The sequence below is a fragment of the Roseimaritima sediminicola genome (assembly GCF_009618275.1).
Taxonomy (GTDB): domain Bacteria; phylum Planctomycetota; class Planctomycetia; order Pirellulales; family Pirellulaceae; genus Roseimaritima; species Roseimaritima sediminicola.
Window position 1 is genome coordinate 1 of record NZ_WIAD01000053.1, and the last position, 24,545, is coordinate 24,545.

At 64.9% G+C, this 24,545-nt stretch carries 10 protein-coding genes; 7 read left to right on the top strand and 3 right to left on the bottom strand.

Annotated elements, in window-relative coordinates; all coding sequences use genetic code 11:
- Positions 1 to 225 precede the first annotated feature (225 nt).
- From GE027_RS19015 to GE027_RS19025, 3 genes are all read right to left on the bottom strand, one after another.
- A complete protein-coding gene (locus GE027_RS19015) occupies positions 226 to 1,536 on the bottom strand; it encodes an HD domain-containing phosphohydrolase (RefSeq protein WP_153558809.1) in 1,311 nt (436 codons plus the stop codon).
- A gap of 291 nt (positions 1,537 to 1,827) precedes the next feature.
- Positions 1,828 to 4,479, bottom strand: a complete 2,652-nt coding sequence (locus GE027_RS19020; RefSeq protein ID WP_162006822.1) for a hybrid sensor histidine kinase/response regulator — start codon at positions 4,477 to 4,479, stop codon at positions 1,828 to 1,830.
- Positions 4,480 to 4,489: 10 nt separating this feature from the next.
- The gene (locus GE027_RS19025; RefSeq protein WP_153558811.1) at positions 4,490 to 12,508 is read right to left on the bottom strand and encodes a DUF4347 domain-containing protein; all 8,019 of its coding nucleotides are present in this window, start codon (positions 12,506 to 12,508) and stop codon (positions 4,490 to 4,492) included.
- Between the two features lie 577 nt (positions 12,509 to 13,085).
- Here GE027_RS19025 and GE027_RS19030 point away from each other — a divergent pair.
- From GE027_RS19030 to GE027_RS19060, 7 genes are all read left to right on the top strand, one after another.
- Positions 13,086 to 14,789 (top strand): TolC family protein, encoded by a 1,704-nt coding sequence (locus GE027_RS19030; RefSeq protein ID WP_162006823.1) that lies wholly within the window; start codon positions 13,086 to 13,088, stop codon positions 14,787 to 14,789.
- Entirely contained in the window at positions 14,786 to 16,627 is a 1,842-nt protein-coding gene (locus GE027_RS19035; protein WP_153558813.1) for a preprotein translocase subunit SecA, read from the top strand. The genes GE027_RS19030 and GE027_RS19035 overlap by 4 nt, the downstream gene beginning before the upstream one ends.
- A 95-nt stretch (positions 16,628 to 16,722) precedes the next feature.
- Positions 16,723 to 17,661, top strand: coding sequence for an efflux RND transporter periplasmic adaptor subunit (locus tag GE027_RS19040; RefSeq protein WP_153558814.1), 939 nt, complete (start codon positions 16,723 to 16,725; stop codon positions 17,659 to 17,661).
- Between the two features lie 324 nt (positions 17,662 to 17,985).
- A complete protein-coding gene (locus GE027_RS19045) occupies positions 17,986 to 19,452 on the top strand; it encodes an efflux RND transporter periplasmic adaptor subunit (RefSeq protein ID WP_153558815.1) in 1,467 nt (488 codons plus the stop codon).
- A 7-nt stretch (positions 19,453 to 19,459) separates the two neighbouring features.
- Complete coding sequence (locus GE027_RS19050) at positions 19,460 to 21,577, top strand: HlyD family efflux transporter periplasmic adaptor subunit (RefSeq protein WP_153558816.1); 2,118 nt, start codon at positions 19,460 to 19,462, stop codon at positions 21,575 to 21,577.
- Between the two features lie 659 nt (positions 21,578 to 22,236).
- Entirely contained in the window at positions 22,237 to 23,022 is a 786-nt protein-coding gene (locus tag GE027_RS19055; RefSeq protein ID WP_153558817.1) for an NIPSNAP family protein, read from the top strand.
- Between the two features lie 51 nt (positions 23,023 to 23,073).
- Complete coding sequence (locus tag GE027_RS19060) at positions 23,074 to 24,444, top strand: Gfo/Idh/MocA family protein (RefSeq protein WP_153558818.1); 1,371 nt, start codon at positions 23,074 to 23,076, stop codon at positions 24,442 to 24,444.
- Positions 24,445 to 24,545 lie beyond the last annotated feature (101 nt).

A 24,545-nucleotide genomic window follows, 5' to 3' on the forward strand; every position in this document is an offset into this window, starting at 1 on the left:
GAAGCCTGACTCGCTTAGGCTCGCCAGGCTTCGGGGGAGAGGGGAGAAAACGATTCTTCTTCATACATAGAATCCGCCGGAGTCAGCAAATCTCAAATCGAGCACGATTCGAACTCGCCACTTCCAAAGTCTGGCGACTTCAGCTGCGTGTGGCGGTGTCCAAGCTCTGGCGACACTCGGCTGCGGTGTTTGGCTGCTTTCGGCGGAGCGAAAGGCGACACTCGGCTACAACGCGGGGACGTCGACCAGTTCCAACTGGACGCGGATGACCTCTTCGCTGCCTGCGAAGAAGCTGTCCAGGACGCGCGGATCGAACTGCGTGCCGCGGCCTTCCTCGAGGATCTGAAAACACTTCTCGCGAGGCATCGGGTCTTTGTAGGGCCGAGCGCTGCTGAGCGCGTCGTAGACGTCGGCCACGCTGGTGATCCGAGCCTCCAGCGGGATGTCCTCGCCCTTGAGCCCCAGCGGATAACCGGTTCCGTCCCAGCGTTCGTGGTGCGACAGCGCGATGGTCGACGCCAGCCGCAGCAGCGGGCTGGCCTGGGCCGCCAACAACTGGCCCCCGGCCATCACGTGCCGGCGCAGGGTTTCGGTTTCCGCCGGCGAATGGGCGCGGATGATTGAATGCCCGATCGCCGCGTGGCGTTTGATGAAATCGAATTCATCCGGATCCAGACGTCCCGGTTTGTGCAGCACCGCGTCGGGGATCGCGATCTTGCCGACGTCGTGCAGCTGGGCGGCCAGCTCGATATTGCTGACCTGCTCGGCCGAAAAACCCATGCGCTTGGCGATGATCCCGGCAAAGCGGCCGACGCGGACAACGTGGTTGCCCGTTTCGGTGTCGCGATACTCGGCCGCCCGAGCCAAACATTCGACGACTTCCCGCCGCGAACATTCCAGCTCCCGCGTGCGCTCCGCAACCCGCTGCTCGAGCTGCTGGGCGTAGCGGGCCATCTGGTTCTGATAGGACCGCATGATCAACGTGTTGCGGACGCGGGGCAGCAGGTCGTTGGGGTCGACCGGCTTGGCCAAAAAGTCGGTTGCGCCCAGCGTCAAACAGGTGCGCTTGGTCTCGTCATCGGCGTTGGCCGTGATGATCAGGACGGGCAGGAAGCGGAGCCGGGGATGTTGACGCAATTGTCCCAGCAGGTCGATTCCGGAAACCTCCGGCATCATTACGTCCAACAGCAACAGGTCGGGCCGCTGTTGCTCGAACCACTGCATGGCGATGGTCGAATCGGTGCTGGTTTGGATGTTGGTGTAGCCGCTGCCTTCGAGGTACCGCTTGAGCACCCGGACGTTGGCCAGCTCGTCGTCCAGGATCAGCACTTTGGCGGAGGTGATCGCCGGAGGCTTGCCCGCCGGTGGCGATGGTGGCCGATTTGCCGCGGGACGCCCGGCGGTCGCAGCTTGTGCCGCCGCACCGCCCTGCCCTGGACGGACTGGACCTCCGGCCGGGGAGGCCGACCCCGGACCAACGACCGGTGGACCCGCGGGCTGAGCGTGCTCGCCGGGAAGAGGATTCGCCGTCGACATCTGCAATCCTTTTCTAGCCGCCTAGTCGCTGGGAAGAGAACCGTACTTCCCGATTTATCGGCAAGCGGCCAGCCCAGCATTAAGCAAACGGTAACCCGCTCACGTCGCTGGAGTCTAGGCTTTAGCCGAGCGGGCCGCGTGCGCTGTGAATCGCCTAAAGGCTAGACTCCAACGCCGAACTCCGGCGAGGAACGCCCCCGTCGCTGGAGTCTAGGCTTTAGCCGAGCGGGCCGCGTGCACTGTGAATCGCCTAAAGGCTAGACTCCAACGCCGAACTCCGGCGTGGTTCGGCTAGACGGGGACTTCGACGTGATCGATCATCTCGAGCAAACGTGCAACCAGTTCGCCACACGCCTCCGCGTCTTGGCGTTCGGCGGCTTGCTGCAGCCGGGCGGCCGGATCGACCAACGGTTGAAAGCCGGTCGTGCCCGCCGAACCTTTCATCCAGTGCGCGATCTCGCTGAGCGGTTTCCACTGGCCGGCTTCGAAGGCCTGCTGCAGGGCGCGACCGCGTTGCTCGAGCCGGGGCAGGAAATCGATCACGATCTCGCGGAACTCGGCGTCGTCCATCGGCAGCGACGAGCGGATCGGCCGATGCGCTGCCGTGGACGTCGGCGGCGTGTCCAGCTGGGCTGCGATGTCGGCCTGCAGTTCGGATACGCCGGCCAACAGGGTATGCGCGGTGTCCGGGGCCGCCGCCTGCCGCGCAAGTGGCTGGGGTTGTCGGGCGGACGGTGCCGGCCCTGTCCCCGGCGATGCGTCCCCCGGCGATGCGTCCCCCGGCGACGCGGTCGACGATTCGGCGGCGGTTTCCGGTTCCGCTTCCACGCCGACGTAGCCGGCGACGGTTTGCACCAACAGATCGACGTTGACGGGTTTGGTCAGAAACTCATTACAGCCCACCTGCAAGCATCGCTGGCGGTCGCCTTTCATGGCGTTTCCGGTCAGCGCGATGATCGGCACATCGCAGCCGGTCGAACGGATCATACTGGTCGCCTGATAGCCGTCCAGGACGGGCATCTGCATGTCCATCAGGACCAGGTCGAACGCCGTGCGGCTGAGCTCTCGCAGCGCTTCGCGGCCGTCGCACCCGGTCCGCACTTGGGCTCCGGCGCGTCGCAGGATCAATTCGATCAGCCGGCGATTGGCTTCGCCATCGTCGACCACGAGGATCTGTTTGGCCGGCAGCCGCACGGTCGCCGCGGCGTTGGGTTCGGCGGTCAGCCGTTTCACCGCCGCTTCGATCTCTTCGACCGACAGCATGCGGGTGTGGCGGAGCGAGCCGGTGGGAATGCGCACCAGGAATTTGCTGCCAACGCCTTCTTCGCTGCTGACCGTCAGGCTGCCGCCCATGGCTTCGGCGAATTGACGGCTGATCGCCAGCCCCAGCCCGGTGCCGCCGAATCGGCGAGTCGTCGACCCATCGGCTTGCTGGAAGGCATCGAAGATGCGGGCCTGCTGTTCGGGCGTCATACCGATGCCGGTATCGGCCACTTCGATTTCGATGTTGGGCTGTTTGCCGCGCGTCATTCGCACTCCGATGCTCACACCGCCACTCTCGGTGAACTTGATCGCATTGCCGGTCAAGTTGGTGACGATCTGACGCAGTTTGGTGGGGTCGGACTGGATGAACTCGGGCAGTTCGGTTTTGAAATCGGCCTGGAGGTACAGCCCCCCCTCTTCGGCTCGCTGCGACAGCACGCTGACCACGTCGTGGGTGATCTGCCATACCGAGCAATCGATTTTCTCGACCTGCAGGCGGCCGGATTCGATCTTCGAAAGGTCCAGGATATCGTTGATCAATTCCAGCAGATGTTGGCCGCTGCGATGGATCATATCCAGGTACTCGACCTCCTCTTGCCGGCTGGCGGCCATCCCACGGCGGAGCACATCGGCAAAGCCCAACACGGCGTTCAGCGGGGTGCGGATCTCGTGGCTCATATTGGCCACGAACGCACTTTTGGCGGCGCTGGCGGCGTCGGCCTGGTCGCGGGCGGCGCGCAGTTGCACCTTGATTTCTTCCAGGTGCGTGACGTCGTCGCAGCAGACCATGACGCCGCGGACCACACCGCCGCTGGCCAGCACCGGCGAGCAGCTGATGTTCAACGTTCGCTGGTCGCCGTGGGCGTCGGTGATTTCCAGCATCTGACCCACCAGGGCGCGGCCGTTCTGCTGGGATTCTTCCCACGGCAGCAGCACGGTGTTCGGGTCGCTGCGCCGGGGCTGGTCGGCGGGCTCGGCCCAGGGCAGGCTGCGGACGGGACGCCCGACCAATTGTTCCGGTGACACCTGCAGCAGCTCGGCAAAGACGCGGTTGGCAAAGCGGATAACGCCTTTGTGATCGATCAACAGCAGGCTTTCGGCCAACACGTCCAGAGCTTCGCGAACTCGGCCCGGCACGGCGCTGTTGGGATCCAGTTGCCGCAGCATGCGTCCGAAGTAGACCCAGAACATCAAACACGTGACCGCCCCGATCATCAGTGGCACCGAGATCGCTTTTTGACGAACGAACCCAAACAGACTGTCGTCGTTGAGAGGTTGGAAAGCGACTTCGACCGCGCCCCAGGGATCGCCTTTGGCGATCAGAGGGACGCGGATCTGGTCGGCCGTCGAGGCAGCGTCCTCGCCGAGCAACCATTCGCTTTCGTGCGCGCCGGTGGAAACCATCAAGCGGCCACCGCTGCGGCGGATACCCACGCTGCGGATTTGAGGGTTGTGTTCGGCGACGGCCACCAAAGCCATCTCCATCATCGGCACCTGGTCCTGGGCCAACATGGCGGAACTGTATACGGCGATCGATTCGCACAGCTGGGCCCGGCCCTGGGCGACCACCGGGCGTTCGTCGGGAAGGATTCCGAAAAACACCGACATCAACAGGGCGCTGACGACAATCCCCGCAGCTCCAAATGCCAAACGCAGCCGTGCGGTTATTTGACGATTCATTCCGTTGTGCTCATCGATCGGCGTCGGTCTGCGGCGGAGCCTCCTCCACCATCGATTCCAATGACTCTCCGTCGTCTTCGGTCCCATCGACGGCATTCAGGATGGCCATGGGGTCCATTAATCGCCACATCGGCAGATTGGCCATCACACTGCTAAGCAAAATCCCGCCGCGGATCACCCAAACCACATACCCCACCGTAATGCTGGTCGTAGCCGTTACAGTCGCGCCAATCGTGACCGTCGTGTTGGAGACCGACGAACCGACTTCGTTTTGCATGGAATGGATCGCCTGCCACATCTGCGGTTGAGTGATGGCGGCTCGGATCTGGGAGGCAGCGGTGGCGTAGGCGGTGCGGAGCTCCTCGGCTTGTTCGGCCAGCGGCGTCTCGCCGACGGCCCGCTCGGCCGTCTCCACCACGGTCTCCAGCGTTTGTTCGGCCACCAGGGTCCAGCCAGCCGGCGGTGCGGTTTTCGCAGCCAGGACGGCAGCCGTGGGGTCGACGCCCGTGGTCGATGCCTGGACCGCTTGGCCGCTTTCAACCGGCGCGTTGGGCACGGCCGGTGCCGCGGCGTCTTGGCCGGTTTCGCTCTCTTCGCTCTGTTCGCTCGCGGCGTCCGCGTCGGCGTCACTGTCGGCCGGCTCGCTCTCGACGCTCGGTTCGGCAGGCGGCGCGACGGGCGCGGCGATCGGAGCCGTGTGGGTGGGCGGCGGTACCAGCGGAGGTGCCAGGTGGACACAAACCGGATCGCTGGTCGTCGTGCCATCGGACAGGCGGTAAGTGAACGAGACATCACCGCGGCCGTCCGAGCGGTATTCGAACTGACCGCCGCCCAGATCCACCAGCACACCCTCCTCGGGCAGCGTCAGGATCTGAACCGTCAGAGCGTCTCCGTCGACGTCGATGTCGTTGGCCAACAGATCGGCAACCGAAAACCGAATGACTTCGTCGGTCACCACGATCCGGTCGGCACGACCCACCGGTCGGTCGTTCACCGGCGTGACCGTTACGTTCACCGTATGGGTGACGCTGGCGCCGGAATCGTCGATGGCTCGAACGTGAATCTGCGTGGTGCCGTGCCAGTGGTTCCTGGGGGTCACGTGCAGGTCGTCGCCCTGGATGCTGGCTCGCAGCTGGCTGCCGTCGGCGACGTCGACGCGGTACTCGAGCGTGGCATCATCGATGTCCTGGAACCAGGACGCCAGCGATACCGTCTGCGGCGTGTCTTCTGCCGTGGTGATCGCGTTCGCGGGCGAATCGATCACCGGCGCGTCGTTGACGTCCTGAACCTCGACCACGAAGGATTCGCTGCTGCTCGTTACGCCGTCGCTGACCGTGACGGTGATCGTGGCCGATCCGGTCTGGTTGGCCACCGGTTCGAAGGACAGCGTGCGATCCCGACCGCCGGCGGTCACCCAGATCGAAGCATCCGAAATCAACGCCTGGTTATCGGAGGTGGCCGTGACGACCAGGGTATGCTCGGCATCGTCCACGTCGTCGATCGTGATCCCGAGGTTGCTGCGCACGTCTTCGGGGACGGTTTGACTTCCGATCGGCGTGATCTGCGGGGTGTCGTTCACCGCATCGACCTGGACCACGAATGAGGTGGTGGTTGAGTACACGCCGTCGCTGGCCGTAACAGTCACCGTGGCGGTGCCGGATTGGTTGGCGGAGGGCGAAAGCGTGATCGTGCGATTGGCCCCGCTGCCGCCCAGCACGAGGCCGTCGGCTGCGAACAACGCCGGGTTATCGGTCACGGCCGTGACCGTCAGATCGCTCGCCGCACTTTCTCCATCGCCCACCACAAATGCCAGCGGACCGCTGCTGGTGTCTTCGTCGAATCGCTGGTCGGCGATCGCCGTGATCGCGGGCGGCTCGTTGACGTCGGTCACCGTAATTAGAACGGTTTGTACCGTGCTCGCGCCGACACCGTCCCGGGCGGTGATTTCAACCTCGTAGACGTTGTTGGCGCCAACGTCCGAGGGGGCTTCGAAGTCGAATGCCGGTGCATGCAGGCGATCGTTACTGATAATACTGAATCTCGACTGGTCGGCGCCGCCGGTGATCGTGTAGGTGACGGTGTCGGGGGTCAGGTCGGCATCGGTAGTGACCAGGGTGTGCTGGAGGGCTTGGTTTTCGGCGATGCTGACGTTGGCGGGCGAAGTCCAAACGGGGGCGTTATCGTTGCGGTCCAAGACGGCCACGGTAAAGGTGCGGGTCGAGGACGATCCGTCACTGCTCCTCGCCCGGACCACGATGCTGTGGGACGTATCGGTTTCGGCGTCCAGCCCGCCCGCGACGGTGACCACGCCACTGGCGGCGTCGATCGCAAACCGTCCGCCGGCGGAATCGTCCAGGCTGTACGTGACCGTGTTATTGGTCGCATCCGCATCGCTGGCCTGCGCCGTGAGGCCCACCGCGGTGCCCACCGCGGCGTCCTCAGCAACTTGGTTTGCCGCGGCATCATTGTCGCTGATCGCGCCGACGGGAACTTCGTTGACGTCGTTCAAGTCGATCCGCAGGTCGACCGTATCGTCTGGGGTCCCGCCGATCGTGTTGTCGTCGACGCGGACGCGGACGTCGTACTGCGACTTGGTTTCGAAGTCGAGCGAGACGCCGGACTTCAGTTTCAGATCATTGCCGACGATTTCGAACGCCCCGGCGTCCGCGCCGGCCAGGCTGAGCAGGTTCGCGCCGACGCCGTCATCGGAAATGACGATGTCGGCGACTTTCAGGCCGCCGGTCGTGTCGGTGTTTTCGTCGATGGAGGCGACGATGTTCGTCAGCGAGACGTTGGGCGCGAGGTTGGCGCTGACCGTGATCGAAGCCGTGACGGTATCGCCGCCGAGGCCGCTGTCGAGTCCCGACGATGAAGCCTGCACATCGAAGCTGGCCGTTCCGGTAAAGTCGTTCGTGGGGGTGAACTTCAGGCCTGCAGACCCTTGAGCGACTGTTATGAAATCGCCATTGCTGATCGGCGTGGTGCCGTCGTTGTGGTACAGCGTGCCGCCGGAGATGCCGGTGATCTTATAATGCGTCGTCCCGGACGGATTGGTGGCGTTGGGTGAAAGGACCAAGCCGCTGGTCGACTGGACGTTCTGGACCGTGGAAGCATCGGTAACGGTGGGCGTGTCGGTCACGTGAGCGACACTGACTTGGTGGTCTGGAAGCAGCGCGATGAAAGAAGGATGGTCCAGGCCGCCGGTTCCAGCCGTAACCAGGGTGCCCAGAGCGGCTCCGGTGGTGGTGTCGAACATCAAGATTTTGTCGTCGTCGTAGGCACTGGCGTACAGGATGCCCTCGGGCGAAACCGCCAAACCTTCGGCTTTGTCGATGCCGACGGCCAGCGTGCTCAGGCCGCCGTCGTACTTTTTGATTTCGTTCGCTGAACCGTCGGCAAGCAACAGATTGCCCGCGCTGTCGAAGGCGATCTGATAGGCCCCGGACAGCCCGGTACTGATCACCTGCGTCGCCCCGCCGGTGCTGATATCGAACCGATAAAGTTCTTTCTTCTTCCAGCTGGAGGCGTATAAATCGCCATCCGGGCCGAAGGTCAATCCCAGTGGTCCATCGATGCCGCTGCTGTCATCGGCAAACACGTCCACAAAGGCCCCGGTGGAATCGTAGCGCAGGATTTGGTCGGTGTTGAAGCTGGAAACGTACAGGTTTCCCTCGGCGTCGAATGCCAACCCGGCGGCGCCGTTCAGACCGCCGCTGCCGGCCGCAACGAACTCGCCCAGATACGTTCCATCGGCGGCATAGCGGACGACGTTGTCGGAATCGAACCCGGCCACGTAGACCATGCCACCGGGACCAACCAGCATCTGCAGAGGACGACTCAGTTGTCCGCCGGAATTGTCAAGCAATCCGATCAGGGAACCGGTATTGGCGTCGAAGCGATAGATCTTGTCGCTGCCGCCGCTGTACTCGCCGACCAGCAACTCGCGCTCGGTGTGGGTGCCGTCCTCGTCGGTTGCCGCGACCAGGATGTTGTAATTGCCGCCGCGGGTGTAGGTGTGCGTGGCCGTGCCGGCAGCAAAGTTGTGAGTCGTCGTATTGCCGTCGCCCCAGTCGACCGTCCAGCTGGTGATCGTATCGTCGCCGGCATCGATCGCGGACAGGTTCAGCGAATACACCGCGTCCTCGGTGCCATTCGCATCGCCACTGACCACCAAATCGGGCGCCTGATTGGCCACGGTCAGCGTGGCGGTGGCCGTTGCTACGCCGCCATAGCCATCGTCGACCTGCACGCCGATCGTGTACGTCCCGTCGTCGTCGATCCCGGCGCCGGCCAGCGTAGCCCAGCTGACGGTGGGCGACATCGCAGTCGGTTCACCGGTTTCCCCGTACACCCCGTCGTTATCCAGGTCCCAGCGGAAGGCGAGCGGATGGCCATCGGGATCGGAAGAAGCGGCAGCGGTCAGGTTCAGGCTTTGCCCCTCGGTGATCGAGTAGGAACCGCCGGCCGAAGCGGTGGGGGCTTGATTGGCCGGCATCGAGAGGGAATCGAAAACCGTGATCCCGTTGAAGGATTCGCCGGCCGGATTGTCGATCGTCATATCCGTTCCATCGAACAACAGCAACGCGGTGGCGGCGGTACCGGCAGCGGCGTCCTGTTCGGTCTGCGTCACGCTGAGTGCGGCCACGTCAAACTGGTCGACCACTTGGCCGCCGTAGGTGTCGGGGCCATCGACCACGACCAGCAGGGTGCCGCTGGCCAGCTGGGTGCCGCCGAAGTAGGTCGCTCGCTGCAGCAGATGCAGACCCTGCAGCTCGCGGGGGCTGCCGGAGATGGGATCCAGACCCAGCGGTTGACCGCCCAGCAGCAGTTCGGTGTCGGTGGTTTCAGTGGCCGCGCCTATGCCCGTACCGACGACATTGAAGGTGTAGATGTTGTGATGCAGCGAGGCATCGGAGTGGGCCACTAGGAAGGTCCCCTTGGTCAGCGTGGTGCCGCCGACGACCGTATCCTGTTCCACCAGGGACAGGGCGTGCACGTCGAAGGTCGTCGTCGCATCGTGAACGCCGCTGTCGGCGACCGCCCCGTCGCCATCGATCAGCATGCTGTACGTTCCGCTGCTGTAGTTGCCCGGCGTGTCGGGACGGAACACCAGGATGTCCTTGCCATCGACACTCAGGCCGCCCACCGTGCCGGCTCCCCCGCCGGTGTCGAAACTCAGAATCAGGTCGCCGTGCTGGACCGTGAACTGCGTGCCCGTGGTGCCCAGCGTGACGGTGCTTTGCACGTAGTGCATGGCCCGGATGTCGTAGGGAGCGACGAAGCCGGGCAGTTTGGCGATCGTGCCCGACGTCACGCCGCTGGCCGGATCGAAGGCGTCGCTGGCATCCCCGAACCGCAAGATTTCGTTGTCGTTCCAGTTGTTTCCGCCTCCGTCGGCCGATCCGTCGGTCGTGAACAGCAGCTGGCCATCGATGGGCGTGCCAAAGCGACGCGCAAACACGCCCGCCGTATCAGCTTGACCGGCTTGCTGGCCATTGCCCGTCCAGACGGCGATGAAATGGTTCAGGTCCTGCATTGCGACCGACGCTTGGTCCTGGGTACCGCCCGTCGTCTGGTTGATCCGGAACTCATCGCCCACCCGGTTGCCGCTGGCGTCGTACTTCTGGCCGAAGACGCCGCTGGAGTCCACTTGGCCGGTTTGATCGCCGTTGCCTTCCCAGACGATGATAAAGTTGCCCGCATCGTCCATGTCGATCGAAGGATCCTGTTGGTCTCCGCCACCGGTTGTCGCCACGTTGACCGCCGACGACAGAGGGTTGCCGCCGTTGTCGTAGCGTCGCATCCGCACGTCGCGTGAACCCGCGTTGCCCTCGCGCCAAGTAACCACCAGCGATCCGTCTTGGTGCATCGCCAACGCTCCGTTGCCGGCGTTCGTGCTGCCGTCGACCGTGATCGTGCCGCCGACGGGCGAACCGTCGGCCAGGTACCGTCGCAGCTTGACGCCGCCGGCATCGTCCCACAGCACCGCAAAGTCGCCGCTGTCATTGATCGCCACGGCCGGGTCGTAGTCGTTGCCCGCCCCGCCTGCGACGATCAAGTCGCTGCCGTCCAGGGCCGCACCGTTGGCGGCGAATCGGCGCGCATAAATATCCGCATCACCCAGGGCATCCAAGCCTTTCCAAGCGATCACGAAGCGGCCGTCGGAGGCAACGGCGATGGACGGAGTGGATCGAGCCGATAGCGATGCGTCGTTCACCCGGAACTCGCCGCCCAGGGCGTTGCCAGCGCTGTCGTAGCGGCGGGCCATCACGTCGGCGTCGCCCAGACCCGTCTTGTTGGTCCAGGCCACGACAAAATTACCGGCGGCATCCATCCCCACCGTGGCCCAGTGTTGATCATTCACCGTGGTGCCGCTGCTGACGTGAATTTCGCCGCCCTGGGCGACGCCAAGGCGGTCGTAGCGCTGGGCGTACACGCCCCAGCCGGATCCATCCTGGTTGTTCGAAGACCAAACCACTACGTAGTCGCCGCTGTCGGCCAGGGCCACCGAGCGGTGGCTGCCGCGGCCTTCCAGCGACGTCTGCTGCGAGCTGCCGGTGGTAGAGTTGACGCGAACTTCGGTGCCGGAGGTCAGCGAGTAATCCGCGGCGCGAATGGGAACCGCGCCGACCGCCCACTTGCCCGACGTGGCCACGCTCCAGGTCGGAGTCACGCTGGCTGCGCCGGCCATCAACGTGCCCGATCCGTTGGCTTTGCTGCGATGCAGGTCCCAGTATTCGGTTTGCCCGCCGCCGGGGACCAGGTTGTAATTGTTGCTGTCATTGAGAGCGGCCACGCTGAAGACGGTTTCGCCATCCGCCGAGGATACGTCCGCCGATAACGTCGAAGACGTACCCTGCCGCGACGCAAAACTGCCCAGCGCTGCCTCCTGATCCACACCATTAAAGGTCATCACCCCGATCGTGGCACCTTCGTGCTCCTCGTCCGTGAAACTGACGTGGACGTTGTGGGTACCCAGATCCGGAGCGAGCAAAGACCAGATCTCGACGCGGGCTGTCGAGCCGTCGTTGTGATCTTGAGCCCCGACGCGAGAGAGCGCCTTGCCGTTGTAGCTGACACTACTGACCCGCTCTCCTTTGTCTTCACCGAACGAGATACCTACCAACATCAAGCGGTCGGTTCCGGACGTGGTATGCGAGACGCTGCGGCTGTCAGTCTCCGACGCAGCGGTTGCGGTGCTGGTCGCATCGACCGTGACGTTCAGCAGGTGTCCCCAGTTCTGCTGCAGGTGCTGGCTGAAGGCGATGTCGGTTTCGATGTGACCGGTGCTGTATTCCAGAATCCAGTCTCCACCGAACAATGCGTGGCCGGTATCGTCGGTGCTGGCGGCGACGTCGCCGTCGGTGATGCGGGCCAAGGCGTCGATCAGTTCTTGCCCCTGTTGTGAAGCCGCCAGGTCGCAGCCATAAAACAACAGATCGGCATCCGCACGGAGAGACGCCTGCCACTGAGAGAGCGCCTGGGTGTGCTCGGGCAGCGTTTCGTTGCTCAGCCAGGAATTGCCCAGCCGCAGCGCCCCGTCTTCGCCGTGCGAGACGATGTGTACCGCGTCGATGTCCTCGTACTCGGCCAGCCACTCGGTAATCTGTGCGAGCCCGTCGCGGCTGCCATCCAGGACCAGCACGTCCGTCACGGAGGCGTTGGTTTCGGCCAGATCCAGCAGCAGCTGTTCATGATCTGCGGCGGCCGGATCGATAATGACCAGTTCGCGCCGCGGCTGCGCTGCGGTGGTGGTATCGGCGGCCGGAGTGAGCGGCATCTCCGCCGCGGAACCATCCGCGCCCGTTTCGGCGACCGCCTGCACGATGGGGGTCGCGCTCAGCAGCAGTCGCTGTTCCAGCGCGGTCGCGTTCAATCCGTCACAACCGTGGCCACCGGTATCATCGGTGCGCAGGGCCTCGCCCAGCAGGTACCGCGCCCGGTCCAGCCAGGTGCTGCATCGATGTCGCAGAGCCGGCAGCGAGCCGAACGGTTTGGATTGGGAGGGTTCCGAAGGTTGAACGGCCATCGCGGAGGGTCTCGGTGAGCAAACAGAGGGATCCACTTGAAACCTAGGTCTCAACCGACCGCCGCGTGCCTTCAAGCAGCAGAAAAGTTCGGCAGGTCATACGACTGCAAGTCGGTCAAAGCAACGAGGAGGCGATACGCGGGTTCGTCGAGCGCAACCGCAGGACCAGCCCGCAGGGCGACACAGCCCTTGCCGGCGGTGTCAACCGCCGGTCCGCGCCCCCAAACCAATAAAAGCCCCGGAGGGGCGACAGAGCAGCGTGCGGGCTGTGTCGCCCTACGGGCTAGCTATCTCGCACTCAGGACCCGGGGACTCACGTCCCCGGCAGGGGCTGTGCCGCCCTCCGGGCTAAAGGGGTAACGGTTCCATCACGTTCCCGCCGTGGGCACTGGGTTCTAAACAATCTGCCTCGCGCCTCCGCTCAACTCGCACCAGCGGTACAACCGGAACCCGCGGCCGGCGGGTCACGCTGTGAGGGCTGCGAAGCCGATGACAGCGAAACCGGATCATCGCACCGGCGGCACGGATGTCGCAAACGCGATTCCTTGGCCGCGTTCCGGGCAGGATGGTCGCTTTCATGGCAGGTCCCACCGCTAAGGCAACCCGCACCACCGCCCTGTTGTTGGTGCTCGCCGTGGCAAGCCTGGCCGCCGGTCAATCACCCCAGTGGTGGCACGGAGCGATCCAGAAACCGCTGGGCATCGCTCCCAGCGCACAGCCGATCACCGCCGACGATGCCACTGCCCAGGCGCTGGCCCAGTCGCCCGAAGTTCGCCGGATCGAGCTGGCCCCGATGATCGCGCGGACCGAAATCACGCGCCAGAGAGCTGCCTTCGACTGGAATAATTTCCTCGAAACCAACTGGGCCAACCGCAGCGATCCGATCGGCAGTATCCTGACCACGGGCGATCTGAGCGGACGCTTCGAAGACGATCTGTTGACCGGTGGCGCGGGCGTGCGAAAACAGACCACCAGCGGTGCCCAGTGGGAATTGGCTCAGCGATCCGGTTGGCAGCGCAACAATTCGACGTACCTGATCCCCAATCCCCAAAGCACTTCGCGGCTGGAATTGACCGTCACCCAGCCGCTGCTGCGCGGACGTGGCCGCCAGGTGAATTACTTTCGCGTGCTCGAAGCCCAGCTGCAGACGGAAGTTTTGCAGGCCGATGCGGTCGCTCGGATGCAAGAACATGTGTTGCAGGTCGGCACGGCTTACTGGGATCTATACCGCACCCGCTGCTCCTTTCTGATCCGCCGGCAAGCGGCCCAGCGCGCCGACCAATTGGTCCAATCCTTGGACCAGCGGCGCAGCGTCGACGCGACCGCGCGCCAGATCCTGCGTGCCCAGACCGCGGCGGCCCGTCGCCGAGCGGCCTTGATGACGATCGCCTCGGAGGCGGATCGCACGGCCACGCGGCTGCGCCGACTGATGGGACGCACCGATTACGCGATCGAACTGGTGCCCACCCAGCTGCCCCTCCAAGATTCGCCCACCTACGATCGACAAGCCGCGGTCCAGCTGGCGCTGAGCAACCGTCCAGAAGTCAGCAAGGCCGTGCGTGAAGTCCGCACGGCCAGCCTGCGAGTGGGGGTCAGCCGCAATGCGTTGCTGCCTCAACTGGACCTGATCGCGGGCAGTTACGTGGCCGGATTGGCCAGCAACCGAAACGTATTTCCCGCCTACGGCAACCAATTCGTCGATGGTCGGCCCAGCGTGAACCTGGGCCTGCTGTGGCAACGACCGGTCGGCAACCGGGCTGCGCGCAGTTTGGTTCATCAGCGCGAATTGGAACTACAGGAAGCGATGGCCGGTTACGAAGCCGCCCTGCAAGCGGCGCGGGCCGATGTGGAACTCGCCCTGGTCCGCTTGAACGTCACCTACCAGACCATCGACCAACGCACCCATTCACTGGCCGCCGCCGATCGGGAACTGCGCTACTTGCAAGATCGCTGGCAGACCGCTCCCGGCGCGGGCGGCTCGGCGATCCTATTGCTCGAGGATCTGATCGAAGCCCAGGGGCGGTTGGCCGATGAAGAGGTCGCCCTGGCGACCGCCGAAGCGGAATTCAACATCGCAATCCTGCAACTGCATCAGGCGCTGGGAACCTTGTTGCGACCCGCCGCCCTGGCCTGCCCTCCTTGGCAATCGGAGTCCGCCGCCTTGCTGGACGCGTCCGACCAAGGAATGGATGCCCAGAACGAAGGCATGACGGTCGAGGGCATGACGGCCGAAACACTGCCGCCGCCGGTGCGTCTCGACCAACCCGAGGTGGCGCCATGATCGCAGCCACGCCGAAACCGTCACCGCCGAAACCATCGTCGCCGCAACCGGCCGCGGCCCCGCGCACCGAACTGGCGCGGCAAGCTCACGCGATGGCGTCGCGGATGGATGCCACCCCGCTGCGGTCGCACTTCGACGCCTTGCGGGTCGCCGTGCTGCGCGGGGCGCGGCCCGATGAAGACGAAGTCTTGGTCGCGGCCCTGGCGCTGATGGCGTCGGCGCTCCGGCGCTGCTGTGGCATCACGCCGTACGTGGTCCAGCTGCACGCGGCTGTGGTGATGGCCCGTGGCGGAGTGGCCGAGATGGCCACGGGCGAAGGCAAGACGTATTCGGTGGCCCTGGCCGCCGCCGCCCTGGCCACGGCCAGCCGCGGTGTGCACGTGGCCACGGCCAATGACTACTTGGCCGCCCGCGACTGCGAATCCCTAACGGACGCCTTTGCACTGCTGGGCCTGCGAGCTGCCCTGGTCGAACCGGCGCTGGACGAACCTCAAAAACGGTCCGCCTACGCCGCCGACGTGGTCTACGGCACGGCCAACACTCTGGCCTTTGATTACCTGCACGATGTGGTGGCCCGACGTCAATGGCGACAGGGTCCGCTGGGCCGTGGTCCCGCAGCGGTCCGCTTGAACCGCCGCCGCTTTGCCGTCCTGATCGACGAGATCGATCACATCCTGATCGATGAAGCCAGCACGCCGCTGATCCTTTCGATGGCCGCCTCGCCGACGCCCGATCCGGTCACCGTCGAACTGCATCGGCAAGCCGCCGAGATCGCCGATGGGCTGGTCGAAGGTGTCGACTGGACGGCGGCCGAAACCGGTTTTCACGTCGATCTGACCGCCGAAGGCCGGCGCCGCGCTGCGCAAATGCCGCCGCAAGGCTGCCAGGGCACCGAGCGATTGAAACGGCCGTGGTCCGAGTACGTCCAGCGAGCGGTGGAAGCCCTGCACCGAGTGCGACGCGACGTCGACTACGTGGTGCGCGAGGGCGAAGTGCAGATCGTCGACCCCGCGACCGGACGCATCAACCCGGATCGTCGCTGGCAGAACGGGCTGCATCAAGCGGTCGAGCACCGCGAGGGACTGACGCTTTCGGCCGAAACCGCCTCGACCGCCCAGATCACTCGCTGGCGGTTCTTCGATCGTTATCGCCGCTTGGCCGGCTGCAGCGGCACCGCCTGGGACGCCCGCGGCGAACTGCTTCGCGTCTACGGATTGCAAACGACTCGCATCCCCCTGCGCTGTCCCTCGGCGGCGGAGGAACTGCCCACGTGTTGTTGCGTTGACACGGCCACCAAGTACGAAGCGATCACCGACGAAGTCAAGCGGATGCACCGTGAGGGTCGCCCGGTGCTGCTGGGGACCGAGAACATCCAGCAGAGCCAGCAGCTGGCCGAGCACTTGATCGAAAACGGCCTGACGGTGCAGGTTCTCAACGGTGTCCAGCCCGCCGAGGAAGCCGACGTGGTGGCCGCCGCCGGAGCCGCCGGAGCGATCACGATCGCAACCGATCTGGCCGGCCGCGGTACGGACATCCGGCTTGATGACGATGTCGTGGCCCGCGGCGGATTGCACGTGATCGTGGTTTCGCCACGCTCCAGCCCGCGACTGGATCGCCAACTGGTAGGACGAGCCGCTCGGCAGGGACAACCCGGTTCCCACCGCACCTACATCAGTCTGGAGGACACCCTGATCCGCACGCACGCCCCCTACACGCGCCACGTCCAGTCGTTGTCGCAAGCCGCCGCGGCGGCCGCGGCCCGTGCCCAGCGACGCGCCGTCCACGCCCGGACGGTGCTCGCACAGCGCGACCGAGCCCGCGACAGCTTGGTGGGGTGAGTGCCCTCGCTGGACCCGAGAGCCCGACCCTCGCGGCGGGAGGGCGAGTATTCAACCTTTTTCAATCGCTACTGCCTTTATCGTTTGCCGGACTCATGACTACAAACCTCGACCTCCATCGTTCGATGCCGGACCATCGCGCCGCAGTGGCTTGTCTGCCCAGGCCGCTGCGGACCGTGGCCCTGGGCCTAGGCCTCCTGTTTGCCACGATCGCCTCGGCCCAGCAGTCGCAGCCTCTGGAAGGGTACACCGAGGCCTATCGGGACATCCACGTCGGATCCAGTGAGACCAGTCGGATCACGGCGGTCTGGGCCGAGGAAGGCGAACGGGTCACGATGGGACAGACGCTGGTCCAGTTGGACGATACCGTGTTGAAGGCCGCCCTCGAAGTCGCTCGGACCGCGGCCTCCGCCCGCGGCGAAGCCGAAGCGGCCGCCCATCAATTGGACCTCCGCCAGCAGCGGCTGGAACGACTGACGGCGCTGGCCGAGCGACAGCACGCCACCGAACAGGAACTGGTGCTGGCCCGCAACGAACGCGACGAAGCGGCGGCCCGCGTCAAAGCCTTTGAAGAACTGCAGCAGCGCCGCGAACTGGAACTGCGTCAAGCCGAACTGCAACTGGCCCGACTGACCATCAAGAGTCCCATCGAGGGCATCGTCGCCCAGGTCCTGAAAGACGTCGGCGAAGTGGTCTCGCCGGCCGACCCCAAACTGATCCAAATCGTGCAGATGGATCCCCTGCGAATCGTCGCCAGCGGCCCCGAAAAACGGCTCCGCGATCTCGAGGCGGGCATGCGCCTGCCGGTGGTCGTCGAAGGCCAAACGGTTCAGGCGACCGTGGAGTTCGTGTCGCCGATCGTCGATGCCCAGTCCGGCATGCGCTTCCTGAAACTGCGCCTGCCCAACCCCGACGGACGAATCGCCATCGGCGTGCCGGTCGAAATCCATCTGCAACCCGTGCCCCAGGCGATCGATCGCGAGCAGGCCATTCAGCAAACCCTGCGGCAATTCCGCTTCCTGAACCGCCGCTAGTGTCGCCAGAGTCGCCTTTCGCTCCGCGAAAGTAAGGAAACCAGAGTCTCCTTTCGCTCCGCGAAAGTAAATAAACCAGAGTCTCCTTTCGCTCCGCGAAAGTAATCAGAACCAGAGTCGCAACATTTCATTCGGCTTTACTCTCCCACTGGGAGAGTCGGGCTCTTAGGCCCGGAGAGGGTTTTCGTAAGGCCCTCCCCGGGCCTAAGAGCCCGACCCTCCCGCTGCGCGGGAGGGTGTTGTCGCGGGGTTTCACCGAAAGATTCATGCCGACGTGCTTAGGACAGTTTTGCCCACTACTTTCGCGGAGCGAAAGGCGACACTATGACTGAGCCATCCTGCGCATCACACGCGGCCCCGGTCGCCGGCAGCTCGGCGGATTCGCATCCGTTGATCGCCGCGCTGGAATCGGCTGCCGCCGCTGCCGCTCGGCCCGATCACAGCGAGGCCGCGTCCCTGGATCTGCTGACGCGCCTGTTGACCTGCCGAGACTCCACCGCCGCCTACCGCGACACGGCCCAGTGGTTGCAGGCGCACACCGATGCCGCGTTGGTCGTGATGGGCCGCTGTGACGATTTTCTATGTCGCGTCGAATCGCTGGCGGGAACGGCACATTGTCCGCCGGAGTTGTATCCGGATGTCGAAGCGGTCCTGAACGAGAGCATCGCTCTGGCGGGTCCGATCCGCGGTTCGACCCATCCGCAGCACCGCGATGTTTCGCTGACCTTCACGACGCTTTCCCAGCAGGTGCTCCAGCACAACCGCCGCCAGGTCGCCGCAGGCCGGCACTGCGGCCTCGTCCTGCCTCTGTTGGACGAGGACGACGCGGCAATCGGGGCGATCCTGGTCCTGTGGTTCGGACGCCAGGCAATCGATTCGCCGCAGGACCGGTTCCTGCGCCGGGCCGCACCCGGCGTAGCGGCCGTTTGTGGCTTGCTGGACCGTTCCCGCGAACCGCGCTGGCTCGAGCGCTGCAAGGCGCTGCGGAAGTCGCTGGCCGGACGCCGCGGGCAGATCCTGGCCATGGCTCTGGCCCTGGCGGTCGTCATCGGTTTGGTGCCCGTGGCCTATCCGGTGCGAGCGGACGTGACGCTGCATCCCCAGCACCGCCGGGTGATTGCGGCACCGTTCGACGCGCCGCTGGGAGAGATCCACGTCGAACCCGGCCAAGCCGTCCGCAGCGGCCAAGTGCTGTGTACGCTGGACACCGAACAAGCGGTCGCGGAACTGGCGGCTCACCAGGCCGAAGCGCGACGCATCGAAGCCGAGCGCGCCGGACACCTGGCAGCCGGCCGACTGGGCGAAGCCGAACTGTCGCGGATCGAAGGGCAACGCAATCGGGCCCAACGAGACCAACTGCGACAATACCTCCAGCGGGCCGAAATCCGCAGCCCGATCGATGGCATCGTCCTGGGCGAAGACCTCCAGCCCCATCGCGGCGTGCCGCTGGAAACCGGTCAACAACTGCTGGAGATCGCTCCGCTGGAAACCCTGATCGCCAAACTGGAGATACCGCCGGACCAGATTCGCTTCGTTCAAACGGGGCAAAGCGTTCGCCTGCACTTGGAAGCGGCCGACCGCATCGACTCGCTCCGCCTGCAGCGCGTGGCCCCGCGCGGCGAAGCCGACGGCCAGGGCGGGTATCGCTTCACCGCCCAGACCACCCTGGATAATCCGCGCGGACAATGGAAACCCGGCATGCAGGGAACCGCTCGGATCGATACCGTCCGGCGACCGCTGGCGTGGTGCCTGTTCCATCGCTTGTGGCAACGCGTCAAGAACTGGAGCTGATTCCGGCATGAGCACGGCTGCACCCGCCTGCATCGACGTCGCCCACTGTCGGTTGCGGCTGCGCGAAGGCGTGCAAGTGACCGTCCATCGCGATCGCCACCGACGTCCCTGGTTCCGGCTATGGCGGCCCGAAACGGCCCGCGACGCTGGCACAGCGCGTGAAGGGGCTCGCTTTCTGCGCCTGGGGCCGGCCGAATACCGGTTGCTGGCCCACTTGGACGGGCAGCGCACGTTGGAAGAGGCGCGGACGGCCGCGGCGGGCGAGGATCCGCAGTGGCGGTTATCGCCCGAGCAAGCCGAAGCGTTTGTGGCTTGGGCACAGCGCGAGCATCTGCTGCAAACGGATGCACCGGAGGGTGGCGGTGGGCGATCGCGGCAGTCGCTGGCCTGGATCCGCGTCCCTTTGCTGCGGGGCGGTCCCTGGCTGAATCCGCTGGTCCGCATCTTCGGATGGACGTTCACGGTTCCGGCTGCGCTGATCGCCGCGCTGCTGTGGATGGCCGCCGCCGCCGTGGTGATTGCCCAGCAGGATCGATTCGTGCACGACGTCCAGGCCGTGCTGCGCCCCTCGGGCTGGCTGTGGGCGGCGTTGGTTTGGGCGATATTAAAACTGCTGCACGAAGCCGCCCATGCGATCAGCTGTCACAAGTTTGGCGGGCGTGTGGGCGAGATCGGGTTGGCGTGGATGATCGTCGCCCCGGTGGCCTACGTGGATCTGACCGACGCCTATCGAATCCGGTCTCGAGCCGCTCGACTGGCTACGTCGCTGGCGGGCGTGTACGTGGAAAGCACCGTGGCGGCCGTCGCTTTGCTGTGTTGGTCGCAGACGCACTCGCCCGTTGCCGCGCACCTGCTGTGCACGATCGCCGCCACGGCCGGTTTGGCCACCGTGCTGTTCAACCTGAATCCCCTGATGCGGCTGGACGGCTACTATGCCCTGACCGATTGGCTGGACCGACCGAATCTGGCCAGCGACGCGCAGGTGCGGCTTCGTGACGCCGTGGCCTGGCTCGGTTTGGGCCGGGCTATGCCGCCGCGCTACAGCGCCGGTTCGCCGGCCGGGCTGTTGCTGTACGCCGTGGCTGCGGGACTGTATCGGATCAGTGTGATCGCAGCCTTGCTGTCGGCGGCCGTCCTTATGTATGGGCCTGCCGGGATGGTGCTCGGCGGGCTGGTTCTGGCCGCGCTGGTGTTGCGACCGCTCGTCGGCGCGGTCTGCGCCATCGCTTCGACGCTGCGCACGCGGCCGGCCGTGGCGCTGCGTCTGGTGGCCCTGGTGGGAGTGCTGGGCGGCGCGGGCTGGAGCGCGTACCGGCTCCGGCAAACGGTCTCGTTGGAGCGTGGTTGGCCGGCGGTGGTGGAGTTCGTGGACGATCGACCCGTACGCGCCGGCGCCGCGGGATTCGTTCGTGACGTACCGGTGCGCGATGGCCAGCGGGTCCGAGCCGGACAGGTGCTGGTACAGCTGGAGAATCCGTCGTTGGCGACCGAGTTGGCCGCCGCCCACAGCCGTCTGCAGGCCGCCGAGGCGCGCAGCCGAAACCACCGTCAACGGCACGAAACCGCCCAGGCGGTCGCGGAAGCTCAGGCCGCCGAGGCGCTCGCACAGCAGGTCCAGGAGCTGCAGCGGCAATGCGAACAGTTGACCGTGCGCGCCCCACGCGACGGAGTGTTGATCGCCGACCAGATCCAGCAGACGCTCGGCCAGTGGACGACCAAGGGGCAGTCGATTGGACTGGTGGTCGAGCCCCAGCGGATGAAGGCCATCGCGGCGGTGCCGCAGTCCCAGCTGGACGCGATTCGCAGCCTGCTGGCAACCGGCTCGGCGAAGGCCAGCGGCCCGCAGGCCCGGCCGAGGACGAACGATGAGGAAGGTTTGGAGCTGGTCGTGGGCGGTCAGCGCGTGAGCGTGACCCTGGCCAGCGTCGCCCAGCAGACCACCGTCTCGCCGCCCCACCCCGCGCTGTCGGCCGTGGCCGGGGGACCGCTGGCGGTGCGTCCCGACGACGACCAGCAGGCCGGCGAGCTGATCGAGCCGCAGCTGAAAATCGAGGTCCACTTGAGTCGTCCCTTGCAAAGCACCCGCGCCGGCCAACCCGCCCGTCTGCTCTACCGGCGGCATTGAGTTCGTCTTGCAAGGTTAAGATGCCGGTTTGGACCAGGGGATTCAAAACGCAGAGACGCAGAGAGCGCAGAGGAATGAGTTTTTCTGGCTCTAACGGAATCTATGTACGTCCATGGGGCTTTGAGGCTCGTGTTTTAGTCCCGCAGGGACGATAGGATGTAGCCACGGGCGCGAGCCCAATGCCATCTACTTTCACCATCGCTTGCGATTGAAGCGTTAGCGGAGCGGCGCAAGCCGCCCGGTGTGTGAAGGTTCGCACCGCAAAACCGGACGGCTCGCGCCGTTCCGCTACAAAGGAAGTGATAGTCCCGAAGGGACGACAGGAGATGCATTCCTGTCGTCCCTTCGGGACTAAATGCCGTTGGGGCCACCCATATCCATGAGCTGACGCCCATGGCTACATCGCGATCGCCACGCACGTGGCTGCTGCAACCGAGCTTCGCACGTCATACATAGAATCCGTTAGAGTCAGGAGCTATTAGATTCCTTTCTCTGCGCTCTCTGCGTTTAAACGAAGACACCCTACCTCGTTCGGAGCCGAAGAGGCATCATGGGAAGGCGGTTTCCGGCGGCCGGACGCCGAGCCCACCTGCAAGTGGCTACAATGGGCTGCTTGGTCTCTCCATCGGTTCGCGTCCTCCTCTTCGAAGGTTTTCCTAATGCGCCTGTTTGTTTCGCTGGCCGTCACTTGGGCCGTTTCACTGTCTGCGGTTGTGGCTGCGGAACCTGCCGCGGACTCGTCCGCTCGGCAATACTACGAAGTCCGCACCTACGAACTGGGCGCCGAGGGCGACGAAGCGGCGTTGGATGAGTACCTCGGCGAGGCGTTGATCCCGGCGCTCGAGCGGCAGGGAATCGGCCCGGTCGGCGCGTTCGCTCCCGTGGAGGCTCCGGCGGACCAGCGCAGCGTCGTGGTGGTGATTCCCTTCGACAACCCGGCCGGCGTGGCGCGTGTGGATCAGGCGTTGGCCGAAGATAAACGGTATCAGCAAGCCGCCCAGAGCTACCTGCAGAGCCCCGCCAAACGGCCGCCGTTCGCTCGCATCCGCAGCGAATTCCTGCGAGCCTTTGCGTGCATGCCTGAGTTGAAGGTGCCCGGCGAAGTAGCCCAGAACGAGGCTCGCGTCTACGAGCTGCGGATCTACGAGAGCGCGACCGAGCGCTTGGGCGATCTGAAGGTCGACATGTTCAACAACGGCGAGGTGCCGATCTTTCTGGACAGTGGCATTCGTCCGGTGTTCTTTGGCCAAGCGATCATCGGCCCCAATCGACCGAACCTGACGTACCTGACCGTGTACGCCGACGACCAGGCTCGCCAAGCCGCTTGGAAAGCGTTTCTCGCGCATCCCGATTGGCAGACCTTGAAAACCGTTCCCAAGTACGCCAATACCGTCAGCAAAATCCACAAGCAGGTTTTGGAGGCGAAACCCTATTCCCAGCTATAATGCAGCTTGATCCGCCTACGCTCCCAACGCCCCTTCTTTAGGATGAATCTCATGACACATGCATCGCAGTCCAGTCGCCGCCAATTCCTGCAGGGCGTGGCCGCGGCCGGCACCGCCAGCTTGCTCGCGCCCACGGCCGCACGAGCTCTGGCCGAAGCTTCGCCCAACGAGCGTCCGGTGTTTGCCACGATCGGCCTCCGCAACCAGGGCTGGGCGATCACCAACAAATCCTTCCAATTCGCCGACTTCGCCGCCCTGGTCGATGTCGACGCGGGCGTGTTGGAAGAGAACATCGAAAAGGCGGGGCAGAAACAAAAGCAGAAACCCGACGGTTACAAAGACTACCGCAAGGTTCTGGACCGCGACGATATCGACGCCGTGATGATCGCCACGCCCGATCACTGGCACACCAAGATCGCCGTCGAAGCCATGTTGGCGGGCAAGGATGTGTACTGCGAAAAACCGCTGACCCTGACGATCGACGAAGGCAAATTGATCGAAAAGGTCGTCCAGGACACGGGCCGGGTGTTCCAGGTCGGCACCATGCAGCGGACCGAATCGGGCCAGCGATTTTTGCAAGCCATCGCGTTGATTCGTGACGGCCGGATCGGCCGGGTCCGCAAGGTCACCTGCGGCATCAACGGCATGTCGGGTTCGCCCGAGATTCCCGTCGCGGACGTTCCCGACGGACTGGACTGGGATTTCTGGTTGGGACCCGCCCCCAAGGTGTCCTACCGCGCCCTGCCGGAAATGCGAAAAGGCTACGGCGGCGGCGTCCCGCTGTACAGCAATTGCCACTACGCGTTCCGCAATTGGCACGAGTATGCCGGCGGCAAACTGACCGACTGGGGGGCCCATCATGTGGACATCGCCTGTTGGGCCCTGGGGGCGACCGATACGGGCCCCAGCAAGATCACGCCGCTGGAGTACGAATTGCCGGTGCCGCACAAGGACGGTTATCCCACGGTCGAGGATCGCTACAACGCCGCGACCAGTTTCCGGCTCCGCGCCGACATGCCCGACGATGTCGAAATGATCATCACCAGCGAAGGGGACAACGGGATCCTGTTCGAAGGCGAGAAGGGTCGCTTTTTCGTCAACCGCGGCAAGATCGTCGGCAAACCGGTGGAGGAGCTGGAGTCCAACCCCCTGCCCGACGGCGCCATCGAAGACGTCTACGGCGGCCCGATCAGCGCGAACCATACGGCGAACTTCATCGAAGCGATGCACAGCCGCAAGCAGCCGATTTCCGACGTTTGGTCGCACAACCGGATGCTGGAAATCTGTCACCTGTCGAACATCGCCATGCGTCTCGGCCGCCAGCTCGAGTGGGATCCGCAAGCGCGAAAAGTCGTCGGCGACGAGCAGGCGAACAGCTTCCTCAGCCGCGAGAGTCGCCAGGGTTACGAGATCGACATGTAGGAGGTCGCCCTGCGACGGCCAGCGTGTTACCAGCGGAAGTCCCTGCGGCGGGCTTTCGCTGCATTGGTCTATTCTAGACCAGTTGGTAGAATAGGGCTCGC

Bases quoted from the DNA above. Each gene is read 5' to 3' on its own strand.
- GE027_RS19015 (WP_153558809.1), bottom strand. From the start codon at position 1,536: ATGTCGACGGCGAATCCTCTTCCCGGCGAGCACGCTCAGCCCGCGGGT.
- GE027_RS19020 (WP_162006822.1), bottom strand. From the start codon at position 4,479: ATGAATCGTCAAATAACCGCACGGCTGCGTTTGGCATTTGGAGCTGCG.
- GE027_RS19025 (WP_153558811.1), bottom strand. From the start codon at position 12,508: ATGGCCGTTCAACCTTCGGAACCCTCCCAATCCAAACCGTTCGGCTCG.
- GE027_RS19030 (WP_162006823.1), top strand. From the start codon at position 13,086: ATGGCAGGTCCCACCGCTAAGGCAACCCGCACCACCGCCCTGTTGTTG.
- GE027_RS19035 (WP_153558813.1), top strand. From the start codon at position 14,786: ATGATCGCAGCCACGCCGAAACCGTCACCGCCGAAACCATCGTCGCCG.
- GE027_RS19040 (WP_153558814.1), top strand. From the start codon at position 16,723: ATGACTACAAACCTCGACCTCCATCGTTCGATGCCGGACCATCGCGCC.
- GE027_RS19045 (WP_153558815.1), top strand. From the start codon at position 17,986: ATGACTGAGCCATCCTGCGCATCACACGCGGCCCCGGTCGCCGGCAGC.
- GE027_RS19050 (WP_153558816.1), top strand. From the start codon at position 19,460: ATGAGCACGGCTGCACCCGCCTGCATCGACGTCGCCCACTGTCGGTTG.
- GE027_RS19055 (WP_153558817.1), top strand. From the start codon at position 22,237: ATGCGCCTGTTTGTTTCGCTGGCCGTCACTTGGGCCGTTTCACTGTCT.
- GE027_RS19060 (WP_153558818.1), top strand. From the start codon at position 23,074: ATGACACATGCATCGCAGTCCAGTCGCCGCCAATTCCTGCAGGGCGTG.